Origin of the sequence: Acidovorax delafieldii (assembly GCF_007993815.1) — a bacterium.
Classification (GTDB): Bacteria; Pseudomonadota; Gammaproteobacteria; order Burkholderiales; family Burkholderiaceae_C; genus Acidovorax; species Acidovorax delafieldii.
The window spans coordinates 429327-454684 of the sequence record NZ_VJWE01000011.1; the positions used below are offsets into that span (position 1 = coordinate 429327).

The following is a 25358-nucleotide window of genomic DNA, read 5'->3' on the forward strand; positions in this document are numbered from 1 at the left end:
GCCCACCACAGACACCCAACCACAAGAACTTCCGGAGACACACACCATGGCCAAATGGACCCCATTCCCCCACGCCGGCGACTACCAGTTCGACGCTGCGAGCGTCACGAAGCAATGGGCACGACTGCATGGCGGTGATGCCGAACCCTGCCCCAAGGACGCAGCCGCGCTGGAAGCGTGGGCGCTGTTCCACAACGGCGACTTTGAGAAAGCGGCGGCTGCAGGCCTGGCGGCCGGTGGAGCGGGCATTACCGCAGCCAACAAAGCCACCTCCATCTACGCCAACTACCTGGAGCCCAAGGAAAAGACGCGGCTGGACCTGTTCATGCAGGTGGCCGAAAGGGCCGAGGCCCAGGCAACCGCAGAACCGAACAACGCCAACGCCTGGTACTGGCATGCGTATGCGCTGGGCCGCTACAGCCAGGGCATCAGCGTGGCCAAGGCGCTGGCACAGGGCCTGGGCGGCAAGGTGAAGGAGTCGCTGGAAAAAGCCATCGCCCTGTCGCCCAAACACGCCGATGCGCGCATTGCGCTGGGTGCCTTCCATGCGGAGGTGATCGACAAGGTGGGTTCGCTGATTGGCGGCATGACCTATGGCGCCAAGAAGGACACGGGCCTCAAGCTGTTCCAGGAGGCCCTCAAGCTCAACCCGGGATCGGCCATCGCCATGATTGAGTACGCCAATGCCCTCGTCATGCTGGAGGGCGACAAGAAGATGAAGGAAGCCACTGCGCTCTACGAAAAGGCCGCCACCGCAGAACCCATGGATGCCATGGAGCGGCTGGATGTGGAGATGGCACGGGCGGAACTGGAAGAAGAGTAAGAGGCAGCCCCCTGAGCGGCTTTGCCGCTTCCCCCTTCTCTCGACTGGCTACGCCATTCGGGAAGGGGGACGACACCCTCGCTGCGGGACGGCCCTTGCTCGGTGTCTCTGGCTTGCGCAGCGCCAGTTTTGCACAGAGGTTTGCAGTAGATTGCCGTGTCGCGCTGCTATGGATGCGGAGCTCAAAAGCCCTCAGCCCCCAAACCGCTGCGCTGCAATCTCCAGAAGTCCGTCAAAAATCAGGTTGTCCACCAGCTCAAACGGCCGTGTCATGCTGGGCGCCATCTTCCAGCCGGCGCCGCCGGTCATGATGCAGGCAGGCTCCTGGCCGCAGTGCTGCAACAGGTGCTGGTACATGCGCTCCACGGCCCCCGCGATGGCGTAGGTGCCTCCACTGGTCAGCGCATCGCTGGTGTTGGTAGGGAACGGACGCACTTCGCCCGTAGGCACGTGCAGGCCGGCGGTGCCGGATTCAAGCGCACGCAGCATGATGCCGTGGCCGGGCAGGATCAGGCCGCCCATGAAGCGGCCCTCGGTGTCGATGCACTCCACCGTCACGGCCGTGCCCACCATCACCACCACCAGCGGCCGTGCAGGGCCACTTGCCAGCACATGGTGGCGTGCGCCGATCATGGCCACCCACCGGTCCGAGCCCAGGCGCGAGGGGTGGTCGTAGCCATTGGTCAACCCCGCCTCTTGCGCCGATGACACCACCCACGAGGGGGTGACGTCCCAGATTTCCATCTGTTCCTGTACGCGGCGTTTGACGGCATCTCCCGCCACCACACAGCCCAGCATGCGTGTCGGATGGGGTAGCGAGGCCCAGCTGCCTTCGGCCAGGCGGTCGATGTGGTCGAGAAACTCGGCGCCATGCGCAATGAGCGCAGCCCCGGGGCGGGGAGCGTCGTACAACGCCCATTTGAGACGGGTGTTACCGACGTCGATGGCCAGAAAAGTCATGCGGCGGATTATCCCGAGTTTTGCGATGCGCCCCTGCCCGAGGGCGACAGCCACTGCAGCACCAACCCTCCCCGGCCCCCAAATTGTGAAAAATCGTGTCGCGCCCCTGTCCGACACGACGCAGCCGCCCGTACCCGCTACAGTGGTCCTTCCTGTTTCTGCAACATTAGGAGGTACGACATGGGTCTTTTCAGTTTCATCAAGGAAGCCGGCGAAAAGCTGTTCGGCGGCAAAGAAGCGCAGGCCGCCACGGCCGCCGCCCCCACGCAGGATGAACTCAACGCCAAGGCATCCAAGGCCATCGAGACCTACATCGCGTCCCAAAACCTGGGCGCCAGCAACGTACAGGTGGCATTCGACGGCACGCAAGGCAAGGTCACCGTCAAAGGCACCGCGCCCACCCAGGCCGCCAAGGAAAAAGTCACCCTGTGCTGCGGCAACGTGGCCAGCGTGACCAGCGTCGAGAACCTGATGGAGGTGACCAACCCCGAGCCCGAGGCCCAATACCACGACGTGGTGCGCGGCGACACGCTGAGCGCCATTGCCAAGAAGTTCTATGGCGACGCCAACAAGTACCCCGTGATCTTCGAGGCCAACAAGCCCATGCTGAGCCACCCCGACAAGATCTATCCCGGCCAGAAGCTGCGGATTCCGCCACTGACCAAGTAATCTCTCGCAGATTCAAGCCCTCTGAGCTGCCAGCGCTAGTAGAAAAAGCGCTGGCAGCTCTTTTTTTGATAGCGAATCAGCCCTGCTTCCACGGCAGGCCATGAAAGCGCCAGCCACCACGTTTGCCGCGCTGGCCTTGCGCATCCGCATCGCCCTCGAACCCTTCGAGGATGTTGTAAGCGGTGATACCCAACTCGGTGGCGCGGCGCGCGGCGGCGATGGAGCGCACGCCACTGCGGCACAGCAGCACGGCCCGCGCGCCCTCGGGCACGGCGGCGCGCATCTGGGCATCGAAGTCGGCGTTCATCGCCATGCCCGGCCATTGCTTCCAGGCGACCGCTGCGGCGCCGGGCACGTGGCCCACCCACTCGCGTTCGGCGTCGCTGCGCACGTCCACCAGCACGGCCTGCCCCGCCTGCACCCATTGCCAGGCCTGTTGGGGCGTCACGTCACCGGCATAGCCTTCGGCGGGAGTAACGGAGGAGAGCGTATTTGTCATGGTTTCGATCCTTTCTGGGCACTAGGCAAAACGTTTGGACTGGGCGCGACCGGCGCGAGGGACGCAAGCCAAGGGCCGCCCCGCAGCGAGGGCGTCGTCCCCCTTGAGGGAAGGCGCCGAAGGCGACTCAGGGGGGATTCACCATAGAGGGGCGGGTTCATCACGGAGATGGCTGCGCAGCTGCGCGTAGTCCGGCACCACGGTGGCCACGGTGTCCCAGAAGCGGGGACTGTGGTCCATCACGCGCAGGTGGGCCAGTTCGTGCGCCACCACGTAGTCGATGATGGCCGGGCGGTAGTGCAGCAGGCGCCAGTTCAGGCGGATGGAGCCGTCGGCCTTGGCGCTGCCCCAGCGGGTATTGGCGCTCGACAGGCGCAGGCTGGCCCAGCGCACGCCCAGCAGCGGGGCAAAGTGGTCCAGCCGCTCGGTGAAGTGGCGGCGCGCGTCGCGCATCAACCAGGCCTGGACGGCATCGCGGACCTGTGCGGGGCTGGCGCTGTGCGGCAGGCCAATGTGCAGGCTGGGCGTCGTGGCTGCGCCGCCCGGCTCCACCGCCGCCACCAGCGCTCCGCCTTTGCCCGCAAAGCCGTGGCTCGGGTCCAGCACCAGCCTCAGTGGCTCACCCAGGTAGGGCAGCTCTGCGCCATGGGCCCAGACGATACGACCGCCTTCCATGCGCTGCTGGCGCTCGCGCGCCTCCGACAGCTTGCGCAGGATCCAGTCGGACTTCTCGCGCAGCGCGGCATCCACTGCGCCCAGTGTCACCCAGCTCGGGGCCCGCACCGACAGGCCATCGGCCCCCACGGTAAAGCCGATGCTACGGCGGCGCGCGCGCTGCAGCGCATAGGCCACGACGGCATCTCCCAGCAGGACCTCGCGGCTGGCCTGGGGGTGGCGGAATTCGGCGGGCGACAACAGCGAGGGCAGCGGCACCGCTGGCGCCGAAGGCCGGCTCACTATAGTTTTAGGAGCTACCGGCGCTTGATCCACTAGCGCTTGTGGCTGATTGGGCTTGAAACCTGCAGCCACAGGACTGGGGCCTGCTGCGGGGGTCCCGGGCGGGTCAAACAGGTCCAGCGCCAGTTGCACAAGCCGCTGCATCACGGTCGGTTTACTTCCCGCTGGGGGCTGCGGTGTTGGCCGCAGGGGCTGGGTAAGCCTCTGGGTCCAGGCGACGCATCTCGGCCTCGATCCAGGCCTCCACCTCACGCATCAGTTCGTCGGGCTGGCGCCCCACGCTGGAGATGGGCTTGCCAATCGACACATCCACCACGCCGGGGCGCTTGACGAACGCCTTGCGCGGCCACACTTTGGCCGAGGTCACTGCGATCGGAATCACCGGCGCACCGGTGTCAATCGCCAGGCGCGTCCCCCCGGTCTTGTAGTTGCCCTTTTGCCCCCGCTCGATGCGCGTGCCCTCGGGGAACATGATGATCCAGATGCCCTTGGCCAGCAGGTCCTTGCCCTGCTGCACCACCTTGTTGAAGGCCTGCGTGCGCTGGTTGCGGTCGATGTGGATCATGTCCAGCCGCCCGATGGCCCAGCCGAAGAAGGGCACATGCAGCAGTTCCTTCTTGAACACGTAGGCCAGAGGGTGCGGCATGATCACCGGCATCAGGAAAGTCTCGTACGTGGACTGGTGCTTGACCAGCAGGATGGCGCCTTCGTTGGCGCCCTGCGGCAGGTTCTCCATGCCGGTCACCTCGGCGCGGATGCCCAGAACCACCCGGGCGCCGCTGATGCACAGCGACAGCCAGGCCCGGGCGATGCGGTACAGGGGCACACCCCGCACGCCCAGCAGCGTGCCCAGCATGATGGCCAGCGCGTAAGGCACCACGGTGATGCCCATCCAGAGAAGGTGAATGACAGAACGGATAAGAGCCATTGGGATGTCTTTTTGGCCGCAAGCGCTAGTGAAATATGCGCCAACAGCTATTAATTAAATAGCATCAAGATGCTGCTGCGCCCTGTCACGACAGCGGCAAGGGCGCTGCGGCCACGGCGGCTGCGGCGCTTGGCACCACCGGCAGCAACTGGTCCACAAAATCTCCGAGGCTGGCGTGCAACTGCGTACCCGCCGGCAACCCCGCAGGCAACGCCCCGCCCGGCCGCAACGCGGCAGACCGGCCGGTGCACACCAGGTGCAACTGGGCCCCCAGGGCGGCACCCGCCTGCAGGTGGGCCTCGCAGCTGCCGACCACGCGGACCTCGTTACGCTCCATGCCGTAGCGGTCGCAAATCTGCTCCAGCAGGCCCGGGGCGGGCTTGCGGCAGCTGCAGTCCTCGTCGGCCGCATGGGGGCAATAGAACACCGCGTCGATGCGCCCGCCCACCGCCGCCACCTGCCGGTGCATCTTGGCGTGGATGGCGTTGAGCGCCACCACGTCAAACAGGCCCCGGCCCAATCCCGGCTGGTTGGTGGCGACCACCACATGCCAGCCGGCATGGTTGAGGCGGGCAATGGCTTCGAGCGCGCCCGGCACCGCCGCCCACTCGTCGGCCGAAGTGATGTATTCATCCCCCATCGGGTTGAGGGTGCCGTCGCGGTCGAGGATGGCGAGTTTCATAGGAGGGGTTTGCCTTGTGAGAACCACCAGCCTACCAGCACCAGGGGTCAGGCCGCCAGACGGGACAAATCGGCCACGCGGTTCATGGCTTCGTGCAACGTCTTGAGCAGGCCCTGGCGGTTCAGGCGCAGGTCCAGCTGCTCGGCGTTCACCATCACGTCGTCAAAGAACGCATCCACGGGCGCGCGCAGCACGGCCAGGGTCTGCAGGCTGGCGGTGTAGTCGCCCGCGTCGAACTGGGCATTGGCCTCGGGCACAAAGCGCTGCAGCGCGGCGTACAGGTCCTGCTCGGCCTTTTCCTGCAGGAGCTCTGGGTTCACATGGGCATCCACGGGGCCCTCTGCTTCCGCCTTTTTGAGAATATTGCCGACGCGTTTGTTGGCTGCTGCTAGGGCGGGGCTTTCCGGCAAGGCCGCGAAGGCACGCACGGCTGCGAGGCGCTGCGGAATGCTGGCCCACTGTCCCAACTGGCGCGCGTAAATGGCAGCATCCACCTCCGCTGGGGAGAAGCCGCCATCCCGAAGATAGCCCTTGAGGCGCTCAACCAAGAATTCGTCCAACTCAACAGCCTTGTCTTGAACCAAGCCCGATGGGAAGGCAGCAAAAGCCAGCCGCGTTAGCTCGTAAAAATGCAAAGGCAGGCGCTGTTCAATCAGCATGCGGATCACCCCCAGTGCATGGCGGCGCAGCGCGAACGGATCGCGGTCGCCCGTGGGTAGGTTTCCGATGCCGAACATGCCGACCAGGGTTTCCAGTTTGTCGGCCAGGGCCACCACCACACCAGCGGTATTGCGCGGCAGTGCATCGCCTGCAAAGCGGGGCTTGTAGTGGTCTTCGATCGCGTTCGCCACGGTCTCGCCCAGGCCGTCGTTCAGGGCGTAGTAGCCGCCCATGATGCCCTGCAGCTCAGGGAATTCGCCCACCATATCGGTCACGAGGTCGGTCTTGGCCAGTTGCGCGGCCAGATCGGCATCCTGCACCAGTTGCGCGTCGCCCAGCTGGGATGCCATCGCCTTGGCAATGGCGCGCACGCGCTCCACGCGCTCACCCTGCGTGCCCAACTTGTTGTGATAGACCACCTTGCCCAGGCCCTCGACACGCGAGGCCAGGGTCTTCTTGCGGTCCTGGTCAAAGAAGAACTTGGCATCGGCCAGGCGGGGGCGCACCACGCGCTCGTTGCCGCCGGTCACAAAGCTCGTGTCTTCGGGGCTGATGTTGCTGACCACCAGGAACTTGTTGGTGAGCTTGCCCGCGGCGTCCAGCAGCGGGAAGTACTTCTGATTGGCCTTCATCGTGAGGATGAGGCACTCTTGTGGCACGCCCAGGAACTGCTCTTCAAACTGGCAGATGACCACGTTGGGGCGCTCCACCAGCGCGGTCACTTCGTCCAGCAGGGCTTCGTCTTCGATGGGGCGGGCGCCGTTGCCCACCTTCGCAGCAGCCGCAGCCAGCTGGCGCGCGATCTCGGCCTTGCGCTCGGCAAAGCTGGCGATCACGGCGCCGCCCTTCTTCAGCGTGGCGGCGTAGCTGTCGGCATCGGCCAGCACCACGGGCGACACGGCGGCTTCAAAGCGGTGGCCGGTGGTGCTGTTGCCAGCGGTCAGGCCCAGCGCCTTCACGGGCACCACGGTGCTGCCATGCAGCGCCACCAGGCCGTGTGCGGGGCGCACAAAGTTCACGCTGGTCCAGCCGGGCAGCTCGCAGTCGGTTTCGAGCTGGTAGCTCATCACCTTGGGGATAGGGAGCTTGGCAATGGCTTCGTCCAGCGCCTTTTGCAAGCCCGCTTGCAACGTAGCACCGGGCACCACGCTGTCGTAGAACAGGGCTTCGGCCTTGCCGTCCTGCGCGCGCTTCAAAGCAGCCACAGCGGCTGCGGGGTTGGACACATCGGCGCCCAGCGCCTGCAGCTTTTTCAGCAGCGCAGGCGTGGCGTTGCCGTCCGCTTGAAGGCCCACGGTCACGGGCATCAGCTTTTGCTGCACGGCCTTGTCGGCGGCCTTGTCGGCCACGGCGGTCACATGCGCAGCCAGGCGGCGGGGCGAGGCAAAGGGCGTGACCACCGCGGCAGCCGTCGCCAGGCCCAGGGCCTTGAGCTGGTCGCCCAGCACGGTGGCGAAAGCATCGCCCAGCTTCTGCAGCGCCTTGGGCGGCAGCTCTTCGACAAACAGTTCAACGAGGAGGTTTTGGGTTGTCATGTTCTTGTTCTTTCGCTCGTTCACGCTGCCTTTTTGACCATCTGTTCCACCCACTCGCGCGGCGCCATGGGGAAGCCCAGGCGCTCGCGGCTTTCGTAGTAGCTCTGCGCCACGGCGCGGGCCAGGTTGCGGATGCGGCCGATATAAGCAGCGCGCTCAGTCACGCTGATCGCGCCGCGCGCATCCAGCAGGTTGAAGCTGTGTGCGGCCTTGAGCACCTGCTCATACGCAGGCAACGCCAGCTGCTGCTCCATCAGGTACTTGGCCTGCTTTTCGTGCGCGTTGAAGGCCGTGAACAGGAAGTCCGCGTCACTGTGCTCGAAGTTGTAGGTGGACTGCTCCACCTCGTTTTGCTTGTACACGTCACCGTAGCTCAGGGTGTCGGTCCACTTCAGGTTGTAGACGTTGTCCACGCCCTGCAGGTACATGGCCAGGCGCTCCAGGCCGTAGGTGATCTCGCCCGTGGCAGGCTTGCAGTCAATGCCGCCGACCTGCTGGAAATAGGTGAACTGCGTGACTTCCATGCCGTTGAGCCACACCTCCCAGCCCAGGCCCCAGGCGCCGAGCGTGGGGTTCTCCCAGTCGTCTTCGACAAAGCGGATGTCGTTCTTTTTCAGGTCGAAGCCCAGGGCTTCGAGCGAGCCCAGGTACAGCTCCAGGATGTTGGCCGGTGCGGGCTTGAGCACCACCTGGTACTGGTAGTAGTGCTGCAGGCGGTTGGGGTTCTCGCCGTAGCGGCCGTCCTTGGGGCGGCGGCTGGGCTGCACGTAGGCGGCCTTCCAGGGCTCGGGGCCGATGGCGCGCAGGAAGGTGGCAGTGTGCGAGGTGCCGGCGCCCACTTCCATGTCATAGGGTTGCAGAAGGGCGCAACCCTGCGCGTCCCAGTAGGACTGCAGCTTCAAAATGATTTGCTGGAATGTCAACATGGCGTCTGTGGCTTAGGCACTGGCAAGCCAGGGCCTGGCAAGTAAGGGGAAAAGAAGAAAACGCGGTGCGCGAGCCAAACCCAGCGCCCGCCGCCCCATGGGCAACAAGGACGGGCATCGCGCGCGCAAACCGGTGATTTTACGGCGCGCAGCCGCGCGTGCTGCGGCAGCGCCAGCAACACCGGCCCGCGCCCATGAAAAAAGGCCGGAGCCCTTTTGGAGCCCCAGCCTTCCCAACCAGTCACGCGAGCTATAAGCCGGTGCGTACCGGTAGCCACACGGGTGTGGCCGTCAACGCATGCATCGCGTCAAAGCATGGCGTTCAAACCTCGAAAACAGGGATCAATACTCCCAGAAAATGCGCTGCAATTCCTTGCTGTCATTGGTCTTGGTGAGGGCCACCATGGCCAGGATGCGAGCCTTTTGGGGGCGCAGGTCATGGGCCACCACCCAGTCGTACTTGTCGTCGGGCTGCTCGGCATTGCGCAGCACAAAACCATCGGGCACGCGGGCTGAACGGATGATCTGCACGCCCTGGCCACGCAAGGCCTTGAGCGAATCGACCGCCTGTGCGGCCACCGAGCCGTTGCCGGTGCCAGCATGGATCAGCGCCTTGACGCCGGCCTTGCCGTAGGCCTCGATGCCCGTGGTGTTCATGTTGCCGTAGCCGTACACGATGTCCACGGCGGGCAGCGCCTTGATGTCGTCGATGTTGAACTCGGAGTTGGTCGTGTGGCGCTTGACCGGGGCGCGGAACCAGTAGTTCTTGCCTTCCACCACCATGCCCAGCGGGCCCCACTGGCTCTTGAAGGCCTCGGTCTTGATGTTGATGGTCTTGCTCACGTCGCGACCGCTCTGGATCTCGTCGTTCATCGTGACCAGCACGCCCTTGCCGGCGGCGTCCTTGCTGGCGGCCACGGTCACGGCGTCGTACAGGTTCAGCGCGCCGTCGGCCGACAGGGCCGTGCCGGGACGCATGGAGCCGACCACGACGATGGGCTTGTTGGTGCGCACGGTGAGGCTCAGGAAGTACGCGGTTTCTTCCAGGGTGTCCGTGCCGTGGGTGATCACGATGCCGTCCACATCGGCCTGCTTGGCCAGGGCCGACACGCGCTGGCCGAGGCGCAGCAGGTGCTCGTTGGTGAAGCTCTCGGAGGCGATCTGGAACACCTGCTCACCCGACACCTTGGCCACATTGGCCAGCTCAGGCAGGCCTGCCAGGAGCTTGTCCACCGGCACCTTGGCGGCGGCATAGGTTGCGCTGTTGGCGGCCGAGGCGCCCGCACCGGCAATGGTGCCGCCCGTGGCCAGCACCACCACATTGGGCTTGGCAGCCTGGGCCATGGCAACGGCGGAGGCAGCAGACAACAGCAAACCCGCGAGCCAGCGGCTGGCGGTGGGGGAGGAAGAAATGCGCATGAAGAGGTCTCCTGATTTTTTTGGGTGGCAGCACGCGTTGCGCCGCTTTATTCAAAACCGCCGGTGAAGCGGTGCCGCATCCTATGAGAAACCAGAACACAGTCATGCGGAATAATTGACCCACCCTTATGAATTCAGCTCACACCCCTGAGCTGCCGTTCGAAGGCCATGAAGAGCCCCTCGGCCACCGCCACAAGACAACTCCGCCATGAATTTGAGACAACTGGAAGTTTTTCAGGCCGTGCTGCAAACCGGCAACATGAGCGCTGCGGCGCGGTTGCTGTGCATCACCCCCTCAGCAATCAGCAAGGCCGTGGCGCACACCGAGCTGCAGCTGGGCTACCGGCTGTTCAACCGCTCGCCCGCAGGCCTGACCCCGACGCCCGAGGCCCAGGTGCTGGCCACCGAGTCCACCGGCATCTACCGGCAGCTGGATGCGCTCAAGCGCACCGCGCGCAACCTGGCCACCAGTGATTCGGGCGATGTGCGGCTGGGCGCCATACCGTCCATCACGCACGAATTTCTGCCGCGCCTGCTGCAGCACCATGCCGAGCAGCATCCGCAGGTGGGTGTGGAGGTGCGCACCATCCACCAGGACCAGATGACGCAGGCCCTGCTCACGCGCAGCGTGGACTTTTGCCTGGGTTTCTACAAGCACCCCCACCCACAAATCGCGAGCGACCTGCTGGTCAGTGGTCGCTTGTACCTGGCGGTCGCGACCAGCGTGTGGGCGCGTGCTCCCCGTGCCGCCAGCCCCGGTGCGCGGCTGGCGCAGGTGCCCGTGATCCGCCTGGTGGGCGACGACCCCATGCGCCAGGCGATTGACGAAATCGCACACCGCCTCGGTTCCCCCGCCGGGCCCGGCATCCAGGTGCAGACATCACGCCTCGCTTTGGAGCTGGTGCGCCGGGGCATGGGCTGGACGGTGGTGGACTTTCTCACCGCCAAGGGGCTGGACCCTGCACAGATGGTGGCGCAGGAGCTGCACGAGCTGGCCCCCATGTCGCTGTACAGCTATCACGCGCGCGCCTTTCCGCCCGGTCTGCAGGCCACCCGCATGCTGGGCATGTTGCCAGCCTTGCTGCACGAGGCCCTGCAGCCCAACCCCAAGGCCCGTCAGGCGCTGACGGGCCGATAGAGCCCATGAAAAACGGCCTGCATGTCCAGAGACAGGCAGGCCGTTGCGGTGGGGAGTCCGCGGTCAGTGGTTCCAGCGGCGCAGCACCAGGCTGGCGTTGGTGCCACCAAAGCCGAAGCTGTTGGACAACACCGTGTTCAGCTGCGCATCACGCGTTTGCGTGACCAGAGGCATGTCGCCCAGGGCCGGGTCAGGTGTCTCGACATTGGCAGAGCCAGCGATGAAGCCCTTGTTCAGCATGATCATGCAGTAGATGGCCTCCTGCACGCCCGTGGCGCCCAGCGAGTGGCCGGTGAGCGACTTGGTGGACGAGAACGGTGGCACCTTGTCGCCAAACAGGGCACGCATGGCGCGCACTTCCTGCATGTCGCCCACGGGGGTGGAGGTGCCGTGGGTGTTGATGTAGTCGATGGGGGCGTCCAGACCTTCCATGGCTTGCTGCATGCAGGCAATGGCACCGTCGCCCGACGGGGCCACCATGTCTTCACCGTCGCTGGTGGCGCCAAAGCCCACCACTTCGGCCAGGATGGTCGCGCCACGGGCCTGGGCGTGCTCCAGGCTCTCCAGCACCACGGCACCGCCGCCGCCAGCGATCACGAAGCCGTCGCGGTTCGCGTCGTAGGCGCGTGAGGCCTTCTCGGGCGTTTCGTTGTACTTGCTGGACATGGCGCCCATGCCATCAAACAGCAGCGACATGCCCCAGCTCAGCTCTTCGCCACCGCCCGCAAACATCACATCCTGCACACCCCAGGCGATCTGCTGCGCGGCCGCGCCGATGCAGTGGGCGGACGTGGAACAGGCCGATGTGATGGAGTAGTTGATGCCCTTGACCTTGAAGTTGGTGGCCAGGCACGCAGAAACCGTGGAGCTCATGCAGCGCGTGACCTGATAGGGCCCCACGCGGCGGATGCCTTTTTCGCGCAGCGTGTCGGCCGCTTCGATCTGGTTGGCGGGCGAGCCACCGCCCGAACCCATGATGAGGCCGGTGCGCGGGTGGCTGACCTGCTCGGGCGTGAGGCCTGCTTGCTGGATAGCGTCTTCCAGCGCGATCTGCGCATAGGCCGCCGCATCGCCCATGAAGCGCAGCTGCTTGCGGTCAATGCGCGCTTCGATATCGATCTCCGGGGCGCCGCCCACCTGGCTGCGCAGACCCAGTTCCTTGAACTTCTCCACGGCCTTGATGCCGCTGGTGCCCGCACGCAGCGAAGCTTCCACGGAGGCCAGGTCGTTGCCAATGCACGAGACGATGCCCGCGCCGGTGATGACTACGCGCTTCTTGGTGGTCATGCTGCGTCCTTACCGTCTTCCTCGCGCTTGAACAGACCCACGCGAAGGTCGTTGGCCACATAGATTTCCTTACCGTCGGCCAGCAGACGGGCATCGCCAATGGCCATGACCAGCTTGCGCTTGATGACGCGCTTGATATCGATTTCGTAGGTGACCAGTTTCACATCAGGGCCGACCTCGCCGGTGAACTTGACCTCGCCCGCACCCAGCGCACGACCCCTGCCCGGCAGTTGCAGCCAGGTCAAGTAAAAACCGATGAGCTGCCACATGGCGTCGAGCCCCAGGCAGCCCGGCATGACCGGGTCGCCCTGGAAGTGGCAGGCAAAGAACCACAGGTCGGGCTTGACATCGAGCTCGGCGCGGATCTTTCCCAGCCCGTGCGCGCCACCATCGCTGTCGATGTGCGTGATGCGGTCAAACATCAGCATGGGTGGCAGCGGCAGACGCCCGCTGTCAGCGCCGAACAGCCGGCCCTCGCCCGAGGCGATCAGTTGTTCGTAGGAAAAGGAATCTGCCATTTTCAGTCGTGCTCCAGAACGGCGGATGGCCCGCCTCAAATCATCGTTTTACGCAACACCAGCCCCCGGTTGCGGGCCTCTATTATCAAGGCATAGGGAGCCGCCTCTAAACACGGGGGTGCGCAGGCCCCTGCGCCGCCGGGCGCAATGCCTGACCTGGATCAATTGCCACGCGGCCTGCGGCTCCCCCTGGCGACCATGGCCCCCACCAGCGCCAGAGCCCCCAGCGCCCACAGCGGCCACAGCCCCCAGCGGGACACCCACCACGCGTAAGGCGTGATGGCCCAGCCACTTTGTGCGTCCAGCCCCCGGCCCTGCACCTCGCCCTTGAGCACGCCGCGCGTGTAGCGGGCCAGCTGGTGCGTAACCACGCCCCGGTGGTCGATGATGACGGTGGCTCCCGTGTTGGTGGCGCGCACCATCGGGCGCTCGAATTCGAGCGCACGCATGCGGCTGATGTGCAGATGCTGGTCGATGGCCAGGGTGTCGCCAAACCAGCCGATGTTGCTGAAGTTGACAAACACCGTGGGGGCCTGGGCGGGGTCGATGAATCGCGCCCCCAGCTCCTCGCCGAACAAGTCTTCGTAGCAGATGTTCGGCGCGATGCGCTGCCCCGCCACGGCAAACGACGCCTGGCCCACGGTCCCCCGGTTGAAATCGCCCAGAGGGATGTTCATCATGGCCGTGAACCACTTGAAAAACGGCGGAATGAACTCTCCAAACGGCACGAGGTGGTGCTTGTCGTAGCGGTAGGGCTCGGCTTGTGTGGCAGCACTCATGCCCAGTACGGAGTTGGTGTAGCCCTGCGCTTCATCGCCCAGCGGAATGCCCACCATGGCGGCCTGGGTGCCTTGCGCATAGCGTTGCTGGATGCCCTCCAGATACCCTGGGATGAGCTGCTGGGGCAGCAGCGGAATGGCGGTCTCGGGCGCCACCACCAGGTCAGCCTGGGAGTTGCGCAGGACCTCGGCATACCACTGCAGGGCCACGGGCACGCCGCTGCCGGATTGGAACTTTTCGTCCTGCGGGATATTGCCCTGCAGCAGCTCCAGGCTCAGGGCGGGCGCTGCGCGCCGTGCCGGGGTGTGGCACAGATTGACCGCGCACAGTCGGTCCACCGTGGCCCAGGCCAGCAGGCCGCCCGCCGCCAGCACCAGCGCCCACCAGCGCACCTTGCGCAGATCGGTGGCACGCACCTGCACCACGCCCATCGCCAACGCCGCAGCCACCGCGCTGATGCCATACACCCCCATGTGGCGGGCCAGCACGGCGAGCGGCCCATCCACATGCGCGTAGCCGCCAGCACCCCACGGGAACCCCGTCCACCAGACGCCCCGTGCCAGTTCGGCCAGCAGCCACAGCGCTCCGAAAAGAAGAGCACTCCCGGCACGATTCATCGGCGCATACCGGCAAAACAAGGCCAAAGCCGCCGAATAGTAGCTGGCAAGAAAGGCAGCGAGCCCCAGCACCGCTGCCACGGCCAAAGGCGCGGGCAGGCCACCATAAGAATGCATGGAAATGAACAGCCACCAGAAAGTGCCTGCCAGCCAGGCGGTGGCAAACAAACCACCCACGAGCGCACCGCGCCGCCAGGGCGCAGCGACGCGCGGGTGCTCCACAGCGAAAGGCCGCACCATCCAGGCGAGCGCAGCCATCGAAGCCAGCTGCAGCCACCACAAGGGTTGGCCGCTGCCCGGCCAGGCCAGCGAGGCCGCCTGGGCCAGGCCCGCCGCCAGTGCCAGCAGCAGTTGCGGCAGCAGCGGCCCGCCCGCCATCCGAGAGCGCCGCGACATCAGCCGTCGGAGGGCGTGTCTTCGACCCTGGACACCTTGAACCAGCGCACCGCCCCGCCCTTGGTGTGCAGCACCACAAAATGCAGGCCGCTGAGCTGCAGATGCTCACCGCGCTTGGGCACATGGCCCATTTCGTGGGCAATCAGGCCGCCGATGGTGTCGAAATGCTCGTTGGGGTCGCTACCCACGATGGCCACCTCAAAGGCCTCGGCCACACGCTCGATGGGGGTGTCACCACTCACACGGTAGGTCCGGTCGGCCAAGCCAAAGATGTCGCCATCGTCTTCGGGGATGTCGAACTCATCCTCAATCTCACCGACGATCTGCTCCAGCACGTCTTCGATGGTGATGAGCCCGGCCACGCGGCCAAACTCGTCGATCACGATGGCCAGGTGGTTGCGGTTGCCACGGAACTCGCGCAGCAGGTCGTTCAGGCCTTTGCTTTCGGGCACAAACGCTGCCGGGCGCAGCAACGCACGGATGTTCAGCTCGGGCGCCCGCTGCAGCTTGAGCAGGTCCTTGGCCATCAGGATGCCGATGATGTTCTCGCGCTCGCCCTGGTAGACCGGAAACCGTGAATGCGCGGTGCTGATCACCAGGTGCAGCAGCTCATCGAAAGGCGCGTCAATGTTGACGAGGTCCATGCGCGGTGCTGCCACCATCACATCGCCCGCCGTCATGTCGGCCATGCGGATCACGCGCTCCAGCATCACGCGCGATTCGGCGCCGATGACCTCGTTGTCCTCGGCCTCGGCCAGGGTTTCGATGAGTTCTTCCGTGGAGTCCGGCCCAGGATGGATGAACTCGGCCACTTTCTGCAGGAAGGTGCGCTTGTCTTCCCTCTCGGGCGGTCGCCCGGGGTGCGCGGGGTGCGGGTCAGACACTGTCTGGAGTGCAGGACGTGCGGTAGTGAATCAGGCCCCTAGGATAGCGGATTGCCGTGACAACCGGCCACCACCGGCGTCACTGCCGCGGGTGCGACCGCAACGGATCACTCGGCCGACTGGTGGCGCGCGTGTTGCACGCCGCTGCGCACTTCCTGCACATTGGCCAGAAAGTCCCAGAACTGCTTGGCCTGCTTTTTGAGCTGGTAGTCCACCTCGGCGAACTGCTGCTCGACCATCTCGGTCATGCGCGTGTCGAGGCTGGCGGGTGGTATCTGCAGATAAGCCTCGGACTCGGACCCGTCGCGGCGCACGGTGGCACCGGCGTTGCGCGCGATCTTGAGCATGGCGGTGTTTTCAGACAACGCATGGATGAACACCATGTTCACGCCCTCATTGCGCGCATGCATCACGGCACGCTCGAACAGGCGCGCGCCAAAGCCTCGACCCCGTGCTTGCTTGAGCACGGACACACCGAATTCAGCACACGGCTTGTGTTCGGGGTTTTCCGAAAACGCCAGGTGGGCCATGGCGATGAGCTCAAGGCGGCGGTTGTAGATGCCAAAGATTTCATCGCGCTCGAAGTTGAGCTGCTCGGCGTAGCGGCGGATCTGTTCGTCGTTGGCGGCATAGCCAAAGCGCAGGTAGCGGTCTGCAGGCTCCAGCTGCAGCAGGTGCTGGGTGATCCGCTCCCGGTAGGAGGGGCCCAGGGAGCGGATAGGAACCATCACGGGCGTCTCCTGCTGGTGGATGTGAATGTCAGAGGCAGAAGAGCCGCTGGTTACCGGGCGCAGCAGGTCCCGGCCTGCGTACCAGGATGCCTTGAGCCAGTCTTTGGTTGCGAACATGTCGCCAAATATAAGGGTTTTCCCTCATCTTTTCCAGTCCAAATTGCTGCGCCGCAACAAAATAGTGATCCTACTCAAAATGCGGAAAAATCGGCTCCAAGCGCTGGAAGATCATGCCTCAATAGCTATCAATTTGAGAGTATTCATGCCCCGGATCTCCTCAGCATGGGTCGCAGACGCGACGGCTGGGGTGGCTGCACCCCCGTCTGCGCCAAGCCTTCTCCGCACGGGCCAGAGCGTAAAGCGCGGACCGCCTAACAGCAACCTCCGCCGCACCGCCAGACGCCACAGGGAGTCACGCCTGTGACGTGCCCCATCCCAGCCAAGGGCGAAGGCCCGCGCTGGACTACACCGGCACAGCCGTCGTCGCCTTCACGCGGTCGAGCACAAAACTGGTCTTGCAGTCCTGCACGCTGGGATGCTTGAGCAGCGTGTCCATGATGAAGCGGCTGTAGTGCGCCATGTCGGCCACCACCACGCGCAGCAGGTAGTCCATTTCGCCGGTGAGCGATGCGCACTCCACCACCTCGGGCCAGGTCTGCACGCTGGCGCGGAACAGGTCCATGGGGTTGCGCTTGTGGCTTTCCGTGTGTTTTTCCAGCCGCACGTTCAGGTACGCCGTGAGCCCCAGCCCCACCGCTTCGGGCTGCACCAGGGCCACGTAGCGGTGGATCACGCCGCTGTCTTCCAGCCGCTTGACGCGGCGCAGCACCGCGCTGGGCGACAGGCCCACCTGTTCTCCGATGACGTCGTACGTCTCGCGGCCGTTGTCCTGCAGGCGGCGCAGGATGGCGCGGTCCAGCTTGTCGAGTGCGTCAAAGGCTTTCATGGCGCAGGATTTTACGAACAACTGCGTGATTTCTGCATGGTGCGGCGCACACACGGGTATGTCCCGATAGTGACTCTATGGCCCGAATACAAAAATTGATCTCGCAAAAAAGAACGGTCGTTCGTTTTTGCGAGCATAAGAAACCATACCAACGGAGACAAACACATGACCGGATTTTTCAGCTGCTTTTTGCGGCGACTGGTGCTGGCAGCAACGGCGGGGTTGCTGCTGCTGGGCGTGGGCGCGCAGGCGCAGACGGGCTACACCCAGACGCGCTACCCCATCGTGCTGGTGCATGGCCTGTTCGGCTTTGACTCGGCCCTTGGGATCGACTACTTCTACGGCATCCCCGACGCACTGCGCCAGGGCGGCGCCAAGGTCTACGTCGCCCAGGTCTCGGCCGCCAACAGCACCGAGGTGCGCGGCGAGCAATTGCTGGCACAGGTCAAGACCATCCTGGCGCTGACCGGTGCCCCCAAGGTGAACCTGGTAGGCCATTCGCACGGCGGCCCCACCACCCGCTATGTGGCGGGCGTGGCGCCGCAGCTGGTGGCATCGGTCACCTCGATCGGCGGCGTGAACCGGGGTTCGCGCGTAGCCGACATCCTGCGCGGCGTAGCGCCCGCGGGCTCGGTGTCCGAAGCCGTGGCCAGCGCCGCCGCCAAGGCGCTGGTGGGCCTGATCAACCTGACCTCCGGCGGCACCGGCCTGCCCCAGATGCCTACGGCGGCGCTGGACTCGCTGACCACCGCGGGCTCGGCCAAGTTCAACGGCCGCTTCCCCCCAGGCGTTCCCACCTCCGGCTGCGGCAGCGGGGCCGAGCTGGTGAACGGCGTTCGCTACTACTCCTGGACCGGCACCCTGCCCCTGACCAACGTGCTCGACGCCAGCGACGCGCTGCTGGCCACGCTGAGCCTGACCTTTGGCGAAGCCAACGACGGCCTGGTGTCAGCCTGCTCGTCGCGCCTGGGCAAACACCTGGGCGACTACCGCCAGAACCACCTCGACGAGGTGAACCAGCTGCTGGGCCTGCGCGACTGGTTCTCCACCGACCCGGTGACGCTCTACCGCCAGCACGCCAACCGCCTGAAGCAACAAGGCCTGTAAACCATGGCCCAACTCTCGCGCACCTTGGCGGTTGCCGCCACAGTCCTGGCTCTCACCACGGCCGCCGTGGTCTGGTGGCAGGGAGGCCCTGCCGGGTTGGGCGCGGGGGATACGCATCAACCACCCGTGGGGGCGGTCGCCGCCTCCGCCGGTGCCCAGGTACAACCGTCGCCAGCACAGGGCGTGGACCACAGTTTTTTTGCACGCCGCCGCGCCACTACCGCCGACGGCCCGGCCGACCCGCTGCTGGTGCACGGCCTGCGCGACACGCTGGAAGCGCTGCTGATGGAAGCGGGCGACGCCAGCGACCCGGCCACGCTCAAGCAGCGCCTGGCCGCCTTGGTGAATCAACATTTCCCCGCCTCCCTGGCCACGCGGGCGCTGGCCCTGGCCGAGCGCTATGTGGACTATCGCGTGGCCCTGGGCAGCCTGCGCGCGCCACAGGATTTGACCGACCCACGCGCCCTGCGCGATGCCCTGGAAGCGCGCCACAAGGTACGCCTGCAGTTTTTTGACGACGCCGAATACGACGCCCTGTTTGCGCGCGAGGCAGACCTGGACCGCTACACCCTGGCGCGCCTGGAGATTGAGCGCAACACCCAGCTCAGCCCCGAGCAGCGCGCCCAGGCGCGGCAGGCGGCCGACAACGAACTCTCCGCCGAGCGCCGCGCCGAACGCAGCGCCGCCACCGAACACATGACCGCCGCCGCGCAGACGGCCGCCTTTAACGCCAGCAACACCGACGAGCGCAGCCGCTACGCCACCCGCAGCGCGCAGTACGGCCCGGCAGCCGCCCAGGCCATGGCGCAGCTGGACAGGGACGAACAGCACTGGAACCAGCGCCTCGACCAGTACAGCCAAGCCCGCACCCAGCAGGGCGAGGGCCCCGGCCTGCAGCAACTGCGCCAGCAGCTGTTCTCGCCCGAAGAGCAACAACGCATTGACGCCGCCCTGGCGCTGCGCCAGCTCAACGCGGGCACCTCGGGCTCATAGGGACCTTCTGCCGACCGCGCAGCGCTGCGGCGGCCAACCTCGCCCAACGCGCCGTCAGACTGCGCAAAATTTTGACCATTCACAAGATTCCTGCAAATCAAAGGCCAAAGCCTCTTGATTTCGCCAGAAACATGAGGCAGGCCGCGCCTACAGTCCATGACATTCATCAACGAATGCCGGAGACACCCCATGAATGCCGCCTTGCCGCAAGAAACCACCGCCCAGCTCGCTGCCTGGGACAACCCCATGGGCCTGATGGGCTTCGAGTTCGTCGAATTCACCTCGCCCCAGCCCGGCGTGCTGGAGGCGGTGTTTGAAAAGCTCGGTTTCACCCTGGTCGCCAAGCACCGGTCCAAGGATGTGGTGCTGTACCGCCAGAACGGCATCAACTTCATCCTGAACCGCGAGCCCCACAGCCAGGCCGCCTACTTTGGTGCCGAGCATGGCCCCTCCGCCTGTGGCCTGGCCTTCCGTGTGAAGGATGCGCACAAGGCTTACAACCGCGCGCTGGAGTTGGGCGCCCAGCCCATCGAGATCCCCACCGGCCCCATGGAGCTGCGCCTGCCCGCCATCAAGGGCATTGGCGGCGCACCGCTGTATTTGATTGATCGCTTTGAAGACGGCAAGTCCATCTACGACATCGACTTCGAATTCATCGAAGGCGTGGACCGCCGCCCCGTGGGCCACGGCCTGAACCTCATCGACCACCTCACGCACAACGTGTACCGCGGCCGCATGGGCTTCTGGGCCAACTTCTACGAGAAGCTGTTCAACTTCCGCGAGATCCGCTACTTCGACATCCAGGGCGAATACACGGGCCTCACGTCCAAGGCCATGACCGCGCCCGACGGCAAGATCCGCATCCCGCTGAACGAAGAGTCCAAGCAGGGCGGCGGCCAGATCGAAGAATTCCTGATGCAGTTCAACGGCGAGGGCATTCAGCACATCGCGCTGATCTGCGACAACCTGCTGGACGTGGTGGACAAGCTGGGCATGGCCGGCGTGCAGCTGGCCACCGCGCCCAACGAGGTCTATTACGAAATGCTGGACACCCGCCTGCCCGGCCACGGCCAGCCGGTGCCCGAGCTGCAGTCGCGCGGCATCTTGCTGGACGGCACCACGGCCGACGGCACGCCCCGCCTGCTGCTGCAGATCTTCTCCACGCCCATGCTGGGCCCGGTGTTCTTCGAATTCATCCAGCGCGAGGGCGACTACCGCGACGGGTTTGGCGAAGGCAACTTCAAGGCGCTGTTCGAGTCGCTGGAACGCGACCAGATCCGCCGTGGTGTGCTGAACACGTAAGACATCGGACATCCAGGGTTAACCCTGCACAGGTGCCTATACTGCGCGCTCCCCGGAACTCAAAAGGATCCCGATGTCGCTCCGTAGCACCCTGTTCAGCACCCTTCTGGCCGGCGCGGCCACTGCCGCGCTGGCGCAGAACCCGTCTGCCCCGCTCACCATCGTGGTGCCCTACCCCGCTGGTGGTCCGCTGGACACCTCGGCCCGCATCGTGGCCGATGGTGCTGCAGCCCAGTTGGGCTCCATTACCGTGGAGAACAAACCGGGGGCAGGTGGCAATACCGGCGCCGACCAGGTCGCCAAGGCCGGGAAGACCAGCAACCAGGTGCTGATGGGCGCCGTGGCCACGCACGCGGTGAACCCCTGGCTGTACAAGAACTTCCCCTACAACGCACTCAAGGACTTCAAACCCCTCGTCCTCGTGGCGCGCACGCCCAATGTGCTGGTGGTGAACGCGGAGCAGGCGGCCAAGCTGGGCATCAAGACCACGCCCGACCTGGTGCAGTACCTCAAGAAGAACCCGGACCAGGCCAAGTACGGCTCGGGCGGCAACGGCAGCATCGGCCACATCTCGGCCGAGATGTTCAAGTCGCTCACCAACACCCGGATGGGCCACACGCCGTTCCAGGGCTCCAAGCCCGCGCTCGCCGCGCTGGAATCCGGCCAGGTGCTGATGGTGTTTGACAACCTGGCCTCGGCGCTGCCGCAGATCCAGTCGGGCAAGCTGCTGGCGCTGGGTGTGACCACCCTCAGCCGCAACGAGGCGCTACCGAAAGTGCCCAGCATCAACGACAGCGTGCAGGGCTTCAACGTGTCCACCTGGTTCGGCCTGTTCGCGCCGGCCTCGCTGCCCGATGCGGATGCACGCCGCTATGCCAACGCGTTCAGCGCCGCGATGCACTCGCCTGCGGGCAAGGAGAAGTTCAAGAAGATGGGTATCACGCCCGAAGAGCTGACGCTCGACGGATTTGCGCAGCTTGTGCGCTCGGAAAACAGCAAGTACGAGTTCTTGATCCGGGCCGCAAAGATCAAGATCGATTAGCAGCCGCGTGGGCTGGTGCGCACCCCCGTCGCGGTGCGCCGACCATGGCGGCAAAGGAGAAAAAAATGGGACAAGCCCCTGTCGTCTATGGCCAATCCACCCGCCCACCGCGTGGCGACTACTCGCGTGCCAACGCGGACTACACCTGCCCGCAGGACTACGCGGCCTACACCGCCGCCGACCACGACACCTACCGCCGTCTGTACGAGCGCCAGCGCGCCCTGCTGCCGGGCCTGGCCAGCCAGGCGTTCATCGACGCCCTGCCCTCTCTGGGCGCGAGCGACCGCATCCCGCGCTTTGAAGAGGTGAACGAGCGCCTCTACAAAGCGACCGGCTGGGAGCTGGTGGGCGTGCCCGGGCTGATCCCGGAGGTGCCCTTCTTCACCCTGCTGGCCAACCGCAAATTCCCGGTGACGGACTGGATCCGCAAGCCCGAAGAGTTCGAATACATCGTCGAGCCCGACATCTTTCATGACCTGTTCGGGCATGTGCCGCTGCTGTTCAACCCGGTGTTTGCCGACTATGTGCAGCGCTACGGCCAGGGCGGGCTGAAGGCGCAGGGGCTGGGGTCGTGCGAGATGCTGAGCCGCTTGTACTGGTACACGATCGAGTTCGGGCTGATCCGTGAGGCGGGGCAGTTGCGGGCCTACGGCGCTGGCATTCTGAGTTCGTCGGGCGAACTGGCGTACTCGGTGCAGAGCCCAGAGCCGCAGCGCATTCCGCTGCAACTGGAGCGCACCATGCGCACGCGCTACAAGATCGATACGTACCAGCAGACGTATTTTGTGATCGACAGTTTTGAGCAGCTGTTTGAGATGACGGCGGCGGACTTTGCGCCGATTTATGAGCGGCTGCGGGGGTTGCCAGAGTTTGCAGCGGATGAGCGGGAGGCTGTGGCGGCTTGATTTCTGGTGGTATTGGCTGCTAGCGCTAGTGAATCATTCCTTGACAGCTACATATTTAATAGCAATTCTTCTGCATTCAGCAATACCTGACTGAGGTTATTGGAGCTTGTGGATGAATCGGTCTCTGTGCCTGGTTTGAGGGCGGAGGCCGGGAGTCGCCCGGCATGCGAGTCCCTTTCTTTCGCGTCGCCGAAAGAAAGGAACCAAAAAAAGGGCGACCCCACTGTCTGCGTCCCCTGCGCTTCGCTACGGGGCAACCTGCGGTGCTCGGGTTTGGCGGGGTCTCGCTCAACTCGCGCCGCTGCGCGTCGCTCAGACACACGCGAGCCCTGATCCGCCAAACCCTGCGCTCCTCGGCGCATCCAGAGGGGCTCGGGGAGCAGAACATCCACACGGGCCATCGCTGCGCTCGGCCCCGAATCGCGGGCGCAAGCGCCACGCGCCACGCGCTGCGCAGCCTGGGCCGAGCGAAGCAATGGCCCGTGGGGCCGTTGGGATGTTCGGCTGTCCCACCCCTGCTGGCTGCGCCTGCGGCGGGGCGGTTGTGGGGTGAGCATGGGCGTCGAAGCGCACATGCCTCGTGCTCTGACTCGCCGTGGATGTCTGAACGAAGCTGCACCGCAGCGCAGTGAGTTCCACGGCGCACCCCACAACCGCCCCGCCGCAGGTTTGCCCCTTCGCACAGCGAAGGGGTCGCAGACTGGGGGTCGCCTTTTCTTTGGTGACTTTCTTTTGGCGAAGCAAAAGAAAGTTACTCGCACGCCGGGCGACTCCCGGCTCCCGCCCTCAACAAAGGCACGCCACCCAATCAGCGCACAAGAACCAACACTGCAAAATCAATAGCTACCCACCCATATCCCACTAGCGCATCCAGCCCAAAAACCAAAACATTACCCCCGCCCAACCTCCTCCAGACAAGCCTTCATCACCCCGGGGTCAAACGCCATCTGCACATGCGCAACCCCTTCCACCAACCTGTGTTCTGCCCCCGCCAACGCCGCTGTGGTCGCCGGAAACACGATGTTGTCGCAGTTCGAATACCAGCAGGTAAACAACGCTGCCCGCCCCGCAGGCTCCGCCCGCTGCAAGGCCACCACCCAGTCCCCCGCCAAGCTCATCTGCCGCCCATTCACCGCCCGGCTGAAACGCCCCAGCCATGTGCCCCCATGCGGCGTGCCCAGCGTCAACACCCGGTGCACCCGCCCATCCGCCTGGTGCGCCCGCAGCCACGCCCGCACCGCCAAGCCACCCATGCTATGGCACAACAGCACCGGCGCCTGGCCCGTGGCCGCCGTCACTTGGCGCACAGCGTCTTCAATGATGTCCGCGTACTCGTCAATCGAGCCCATCACCGGCTCCAGATTCACCGCCACATAGGCATGCCCCCGCGCCTGCAAAGGCGCAAACCACGGCAGCCAGAGCCCCCGGTTGCACATGAATCCATGCACCAGCACCACGCCCCGCTTTCCGGTCGGCTGCACAGGCAGCCAATCGGGCAATGACTGGTGGCGAAACGGCTGGCGCCAGCAAAACACCATCAGCGCCACCCACCCCTCGGCCCACCAGGCACCCACCACCTGCGACAGGCGGGCACGTGGCGCAGCGTCGGTGCGGTTGGTGATGTGCATCAGCACAAACTCCAGCGCCATCACCACCAGGTACAGACACAGCGGTACCAAGGCCCCCAGCACGGCACGCCAGGGTGAATGGGGCCACTGCCACACCAGCCAGGCGGCCATGGTCAGCAGGATGAACAGAAGCAGGGTTCGTTGCCAGCGCGCGATCATGGTGGTGATGGGCAGATGTTGTAATTGACCAGCCGCATTGTGCGGTCTGACCACCGCCCGACACCGCACCCCGCAGAACGCAGAAAGGACCCCGCCCCATGGATGCCGCCCAGACCATCCGCGACTGCATCGCCGACGTGACCGCCCTGCGCCTGCACCGCACGGGCGACCCGGCGCTGGGGGCGGCGGTGGGCAGCGTCAAAAGCCTGCAGGCCCGGCGCTTTCGCGGCACCTATGCGGACCTGATGGGCTCGCCCGCGTTCGGGCCCGCAGCACAGTTCTTTTTGGAAGAGCTGTACAGCGACACCGACTACACCGACCGCGATCTGCAGTTTGGCCGCATCGCCGGCACGCTGCAGACCATGTTCCCCCAACCGGTCGTGAACACCGCCGTGGCCCTGGCGGTGCTGCACGCACAGACCGAGGGACTGGACCAGGACATGGGCCGCGCGTGGTTGCTGCACGAAGCCGATGCGGCCAACGTTGCCGCCCGCTACACCGCCGCCTGGCGCACTGTGGGCCAGCGCCATGCGCGCCAGCAGCAGCTGCAGCGCGTGCTGGCCATGGGGAATGACCTGGCGCGCCTCACGCGCACCCCCGGCCTGCGGATGATGCTGCGCATGATGCGCGGCCCGGCCAACGCCGCGGGCATGGGCGCGTTGCAGAAGTTTCTGGAGGCGGGGTTTGACACCTTCGGCCAGCTTGCGCGCCAGCGCGGCGGGGTGGAGCAGTTTCTGGCCACCATCGAGCAACGGGAGCGGGCGCTGATGGAGCAACTGTTCGATGCCGATCCTGTCACCTGCGGGACCCAGCTCGCCAGCACACTAGGACAAGCCCGATAGCCCGCAACGCGCCCGCCTTCCACAA

Annotated in this window: 24 protein-coding genes; 9 read left to right on the forward strand and 15 right to left on the reverse strand. The window is 65.3% G+C overall.

Features of this window, described 5'->3' with window-relative positions:
• Nucleotides 1-46 precede the first annotated feature (46 nt).
• Nucleotides 47-823, forward strand: coding sequence for a tetratricopeptide repeat protein (locus tag ATF69_RS04675; protein WP_146870035.1), 777 nt, complete (start codon nt 47-49; stop codon nt 821-823).
• A gap of 192 nt (nt 824-1015) precedes the next feature.
• Here ATF69_RS04675 and ATF69_RS04680 read toward each other — a convergent pair whose 3' ends face one another.
• Complete coding sequence (locus tag ATF69_RS04680) at nt 1016-1783, reverse strand: type III pantothenate kinase (protein ID WP_056059481.1); 768 nt, start codon at nt 1781-1783, stop codon at nt 1016-1018.
• A 180-nt stretch (nt 1784-1963) separates the two neighbouring features.
• Between ATF69_RS04680 and lysM the strand changes: the two genes are divergently transcribed.
• Nucleotides 1964-2452, forward strand: coding sequence for a peptidoglycan-binding protein LysM (gene lysM, locus ATF69_RS04685; RefSeq protein ID WP_056745437.1), 489 nt, complete (start codon nt 1964-1966; stop codon nt 2450-2452).
• Between the two features lie 76 nt (nt 2453-2528).
• Here the strand turns inward: lysM and ATF69_RS04690 are convergent, their stop codons facing one another.
• The 7 genes from ATF69_RS04690 to ATF69_RS04720 all read right to left on the reverse strand — a co-directional run bounded on the left by ATF69_RS04690 (nt 2529) and on the right by ATF69_RS04720 (nt 10058).
• Complete coding sequence (locus ATF69_RS04690; protein ID WP_146870036.1) at nt 2529-2951, reverse strand: rhodanese-like domain-containing protein; 423 nt, start codon at nt 2949-2951, stop codon at nt 2529-2531.
• Nucleotides 2952-3089: 138 nt separating this feature from the next.
• On the reverse strand, nt 3090-4052 hold the full coding sequence (locus tag ATF69_RS04695) for a M48 family metallopeptidase (protein ID WP_146870037.1): 963 nt from the start codon (nt 4050-4052) through the stop codon (nt 3090-3092).
• Between the two features lie 10 nt (nt 4053-4062).
• The gene (locus ATF69_RS04700) at nt 4063-4836 is read right to left on the reverse strand and encodes a lysophospholipid acyltransferase family protein (protein WP_056059490.1); all 774 of its coding nucleotides are present in this window, start codon (nt 4834-4836) and stop codon (nt 4063-4065) included.
• An 85-nt stretch (nt 4837-4921) separates the two neighbouring features.
• Nucleotides 4922-5518 (reverse strand): D-glycero-beta-D-manno-heptose 1,7-bisphosphate 7-phosphatase, encoded by a 597-nt coding sequence (gmhB, locus tag ATF69_RS04705; RefSeq protein WP_056059492.1) that lies wholly within the window; start codon nt 5516-5518, stop codon nt 4922-4924.
• 47 nt (nt 5519-5565) lie between these two features.
• Entirely contained in the window at nt 5566-7713 is a 2148-nt protein-coding gene (gene glyS, locus ATF69_RS04710; protein ID WP_146870038.1) for a glycine--tRNA ligase subunit beta, read from the reverse strand.
• A gap of 20 nt (nt 7714-7733) precedes the next feature.
• Entirely contained in the window at nt 7734-8639 is a 906-nt protein-coding gene (gene glyQ / locus ATF69_RS04715; RefSeq protein WP_008907201.1) for a glycine--tRNA ligase subunit alpha, read from the reverse strand.
• A 342-nt stretch (nt 8640-8981) separates the two neighbouring features.
• Nucleotides 8982-10058 (reverse strand): type II asparaginase, encoded by a 1077-nt coding sequence (locus ATF69_RS04720; RefSeq protein ID WP_146870039.1) that lies wholly within the window; start codon nt 10056-10058, stop codon nt 8982-8984.
• A gap of 208 nt (nt 10059-10266) precedes the next feature.
• Between ATF69_RS04720 and ATF69_RS04725 the strand changes: the two genes are divergently transcribed.
• Nucleotides 10267-11196, forward strand: coding sequence for a LysR family transcriptional regulator (locus tag ATF69_RS04725; RefSeq protein ID WP_056745449.1), 930 nt, complete (start codon nt 10267-10269; stop codon nt 11194-11196).
• Nucleotides 11197-11259: 63 nt separating this feature from the next.
• On the opposite strand, the gene fabB is transcribed toward ATF69_RS04725, so the two are convergent.
• From fabB to ATF69_RS04755, 6 genes are all read right to left on the reverse strand, one after another.
• The gene (fabB, locus tag ATF69_RS04730; protein ID WP_099731313.1) at nt 11260-12483 is read right to left on the reverse strand and encodes a beta-ketoacyl-ACP synthase I; all 1224 of its coding nucleotides are present in this window, start codon (nt 12481-12483) and stop codon (nt 11260-11262) included.
• Nucleotides 12480-13001, reverse strand: a complete 522-nt coding sequence (fabA, locus tag ATF69_RS04735) for a 3-hydroxyacyl-[acyl-carrier-protein] dehydratase FabA (protein WP_008907199.1) — start codon at nt 12999-13001, stop codon at nt 12480-12482. The genes fabB and fabA overlap by 4 nt, the downstream gene beginning before the upstream one ends.
• Nucleotides 13002-13162: 161 nt before the next feature.
• Nucleotides 13163-14794: an apolipoprotein N-acyltransferase gene (lnt, locus tag ATF69_RS04740; protein WP_146870040.1), complete on the reverse strand. Its 1632-nt coding sequence runs from the start codon at nt 14792-14794 to the stop codon at nt 13163-13165.
• Nucleotides 14794-15678: a CorC family transporter gene (locus ATF69_RS04745; RefSeq protein WP_060986846.1), complete on the reverse strand. Its 885-nt coding sequence runs from the start codon at nt 15676-15678 to the stop codon at nt 14794-14796. The genes lnt and ATF69_RS04745 overlap by 1 nt, the downstream gene beginning before the upstream one ends.
• Nucleotides 15679-15785: 107 nt before the next feature.
• Nucleotides 15786-16526, reverse strand: a complete 741-nt coding sequence (locus tag ATF69_RS04750) for a GNAT family N-acetyltransferase (protein WP_056059504.1) — start codon at nt 16524-16526, stop codon at nt 15786-15788.
• A 346-nt stretch (nt 16527-16872) separates the two neighbouring features.
• Nucleotides 16873-17355, reverse strand: coding sequence for an Lrp/AsnC family transcriptional regulator (locus ATF69_RS04755; RefSeq protein ID WP_015012403.1), 483 nt, complete (start codon nt 17353-17355; stop codon nt 16873-16875).
• A gap of 165 nt (nt 17356-17520) precedes the next feature.
• Here ATF69_RS04755 and ATF69_RS04760 point away from each other — a divergent pair, with 165 nt between their 5' ends.
• From ATF69_RS04760 to phhA, 5 genes are all read left to right on the forward strand, one after another.
• Nucleotides 17521-18462, forward strand: a complete 942-nt coding sequence (locus tag ATF69_RS04760) for an esterase/lipase family protein (protein WP_146870041.1) — start codon at nt 17521-17523, stop codon at nt 18460-18462.
• Between the two features lie 3 nt (nt 18463-18465).
• Nucleotides 18466-19455, forward strand: a complete 990-nt coding sequence (locus tag ATF69_RS04765; RefSeq protein WP_146870042.1) for a lipase secretion chaperone — start codon at nt 18466-18468, stop codon at nt 19453-19455.
• Between the two features lie 189 nt (nt 19456-19644).
• Nucleotides 19645-20757: a 4-hydroxyphenylpyruvate dioxygenase gene (hppD, locus tag ATF69_RS04770; protein ID WP_108499960.1), complete on the forward strand. Its 1113-nt coding sequence runs from the start codon at nt 19645-19647 to the stop codon at nt 20755-20757.
• A gap of 73 nt (nt 20758-20830) precedes the next feature.
• On the forward strand, nt 20831-21799 hold the full coding sequence (locus ATF69_RS04775; RefSeq protein WP_146870043.1) for a Bug family tripartite tricarboxylate transporter substrate binding protein: 969 nt from the start codon (nt 20831-20833) through the stop codon (nt 21797-21799).
• A 65-nt stretch (nt 21800-21864) separates the two neighbouring features.
• Nucleotides 21865-22704: a phenylalanine 4-monooxygenase gene (phhA, locus tag ATF69_RS04780; RefSeq protein ID WP_056059511.1), complete on the forward strand. Its 840-nt coding sequence runs from the start codon at nt 21865-21867 to the stop codon at nt 22702-22704.
• 890 nt (nt 22705-23594) lie between these two features.
• On the opposite strand, the gene ATF69_RS04785 is transcribed toward phhA, so the two are convergent.
• The gene (locus ATF69_RS04785) at nt 23595-24491 is read right to left on the reverse strand and encodes an esterase/lipase family protein (RefSeq protein WP_146870044.1); all 897 of its coding nucleotides are present in this window, start codon (nt 24489-24491) and stop codon (nt 23595-23597) included.
• A gap of 98 nt (nt 24492-24589) precedes the next feature.
• Between ATF69_RS04785 and ATF69_RS04790 the strand changes: the two genes are divergently transcribed.
• Nucleotides 24590-25333 (forward strand): FFLEELY motif protein, encoded by a 744-nt coding sequence (locus ATF69_RS04790; protein WP_099731322.1) that lies wholly within the window; start codon nt 24590-24592, stop codon nt 25331-25333.
• Nucleotides 25334-25358: the final 25 nt, after the last annotated feature.

What these genes read in the sequence shown, in the direction of transcription:
- ATF69_RS04765 (WP_146870042.1), top strand. Translation starts at nt 18,466, where the DNA reads ATGGCCCAACTCTCGCGCACCTTGGCGGTTGCCGCCACAGTCCTGGCT.
- ATF69_RS04790 (WP_099731322.1), top strand. Translation starts at nt 24,590, where the DNA reads ATGGATGCCGCCCAGACCATCCGCGACTGCATCGCCGACGTGACCGCC.
- ATF69_RS04760 (WP_146870041.1), top strand. Translation starts at nt 17,521, where the DNA reads ATGACCGGATTTTTCAGCTGCTTTTTGCGGCGACTGGTGCTGGCAGCA.
- hppD (WP_108499960.1), top strand. Translation starts at nt 19,645, where the DNA reads ATGAATGCCGCCTTGCCGCAAGAAACCACCGCCCAGCTCGCTGCCTGG.
- ATF69_RS04695 (WP_146870037.1), bottom strand. Translation starts at nt 4,052, where the DNA reads ATGCAGCGGCTTGTGCAACTGGCGCTGGACCTGTTTGACCCGCCCGGG.
- ATF69_RS04700 (WP_056059490.1), bottom strand. Translation starts at nt 4,836, where the DNA reads ATGGCTCTTATCCGTTCTGTCATTCACCTTCTCTGGATGGGCATCACC.
- glyS (WP_146870038.1), bottom strand. Translation starts at nt 7,713, where the DNA reads ATGACAACCCAAAACCTCCTCGTTGAACTGTTTGTCGAAGAGCTGCCG.
- lysM (WP_056745437.1), top strand. Translation starts at nt 1,964, where the DNA reads ATGGGTCTTTTCAGTTTCATCAAGGAAGCCGGCGAAAAGCTGTTCGGC.
- ATF69_RS04755 (WP_015012403.1), bottom strand. Translation starts at nt 17,355, where the DNA reads ATGAAAGCCTTTGACGCACTCGACAAGCTGGACCGCGCCATCCTGCGC.
- ATF69_RS04775 (WP_146870043.1), top strand. Translation starts at nt 20,831, where the DNA reads ATGTCGCTCCGTAGCACCCTGTTCAGCACCCTTCTGGCCGGCGCGGCC.
- ATF69_RS04750 (WP_056059504.1), bottom strand. Translation starts at nt 16,526, where the DNA reads ATGTTCGCAACCAAAGACTGGCTCAAGGCATCCTGGTACGCAGGCCGG.
- ATF69_RS04680 (WP_056059481.1), bottom strand. Translation starts at nt 1,783, where the DNA reads ATGACTTTTCTGGCCATCGACGTCGGTAACACCCGTCTCAAATGGGCG.
- phhA (WP_056059511.1), top strand. Translation starts at nt 21,865, where the DNA reads ATGGGACAAGCCCCTGTCGTCTATGGCCAATCCACCCGCCCACCGCGT.
- fabB (WP_099731313.1), bottom strand. Translation starts at nt 12,483, where the DNA reads ATGACCACCAAGAAGCGCGTAGTCATCACCGGCGCGGGCATCGTCTCG.
- glyQ (WP_008907201.1), bottom strand. Translation starts at nt 8,639, where the DNA reads ATGTTGACATTCCAGCAAATCATTTTGAAGCTGCAGTCCTACTGGGAC.
- lnt (WP_146870040.1), bottom strand. Translation starts at nt 14,794, where the DNA reads ATGTCGCGGCGCTCTCGGATGGCGGGCGGGCCGCTGCTGCCGCAACTG.
- fabA (WP_008907199.1), bottom strand. Translation starts at nt 13,001, where the DNA reads ATGGCAGATTCCTTTTCCTACGAACAACTGATCGCCTCGGGCGAGGGC.
- ATF69_RS04785 (WP_146870044.1), bottom strand. Translation starts at nt 24,491, where the DNA reads ATGATCGCGCGCTGGCAACGAACCCTGCTTCTGTTCATCCTGCTGACC.
- gmhB (WP_056059492.1), bottom strand. Translation starts at nt 5,518, where the DNA reads ATGAAACTCGCCATCCTCGACCGCGACGGCACCCTCAACCCGATGGGG.
- ATF69_RS04690 (WP_146870036.1), bottom strand. Translation starts at nt 2,951, where the DNA reads ATGACAAATACGCTCTCCTCCGTTACTCCCGCCGAAGGCTATGCCGGT.
- ATF69_RS04720 (WP_146870039.1), bottom strand. Translation starts at nt 10,058, where the DNA reads ATGCGCATTTCTTCCTCCCCCACCGCCAGCCGCTGGCTCGCGGGTTTG.
- ATF69_RS04675 (WP_146870035.1), top strand. Translation starts at nt 47, where the DNA reads ATGGCCAAATGGACCCCATTCCCCCACGCCGGCGACTACCAGTTCGAC.
- ATF69_RS04725 (WP_056745449.1), top strand. Translation starts at nt 10,267, where the DNA reads ATGAATTTGAGACAACTGGAAGTTTTTCAGGCCGTGCTGCAAACCGGC.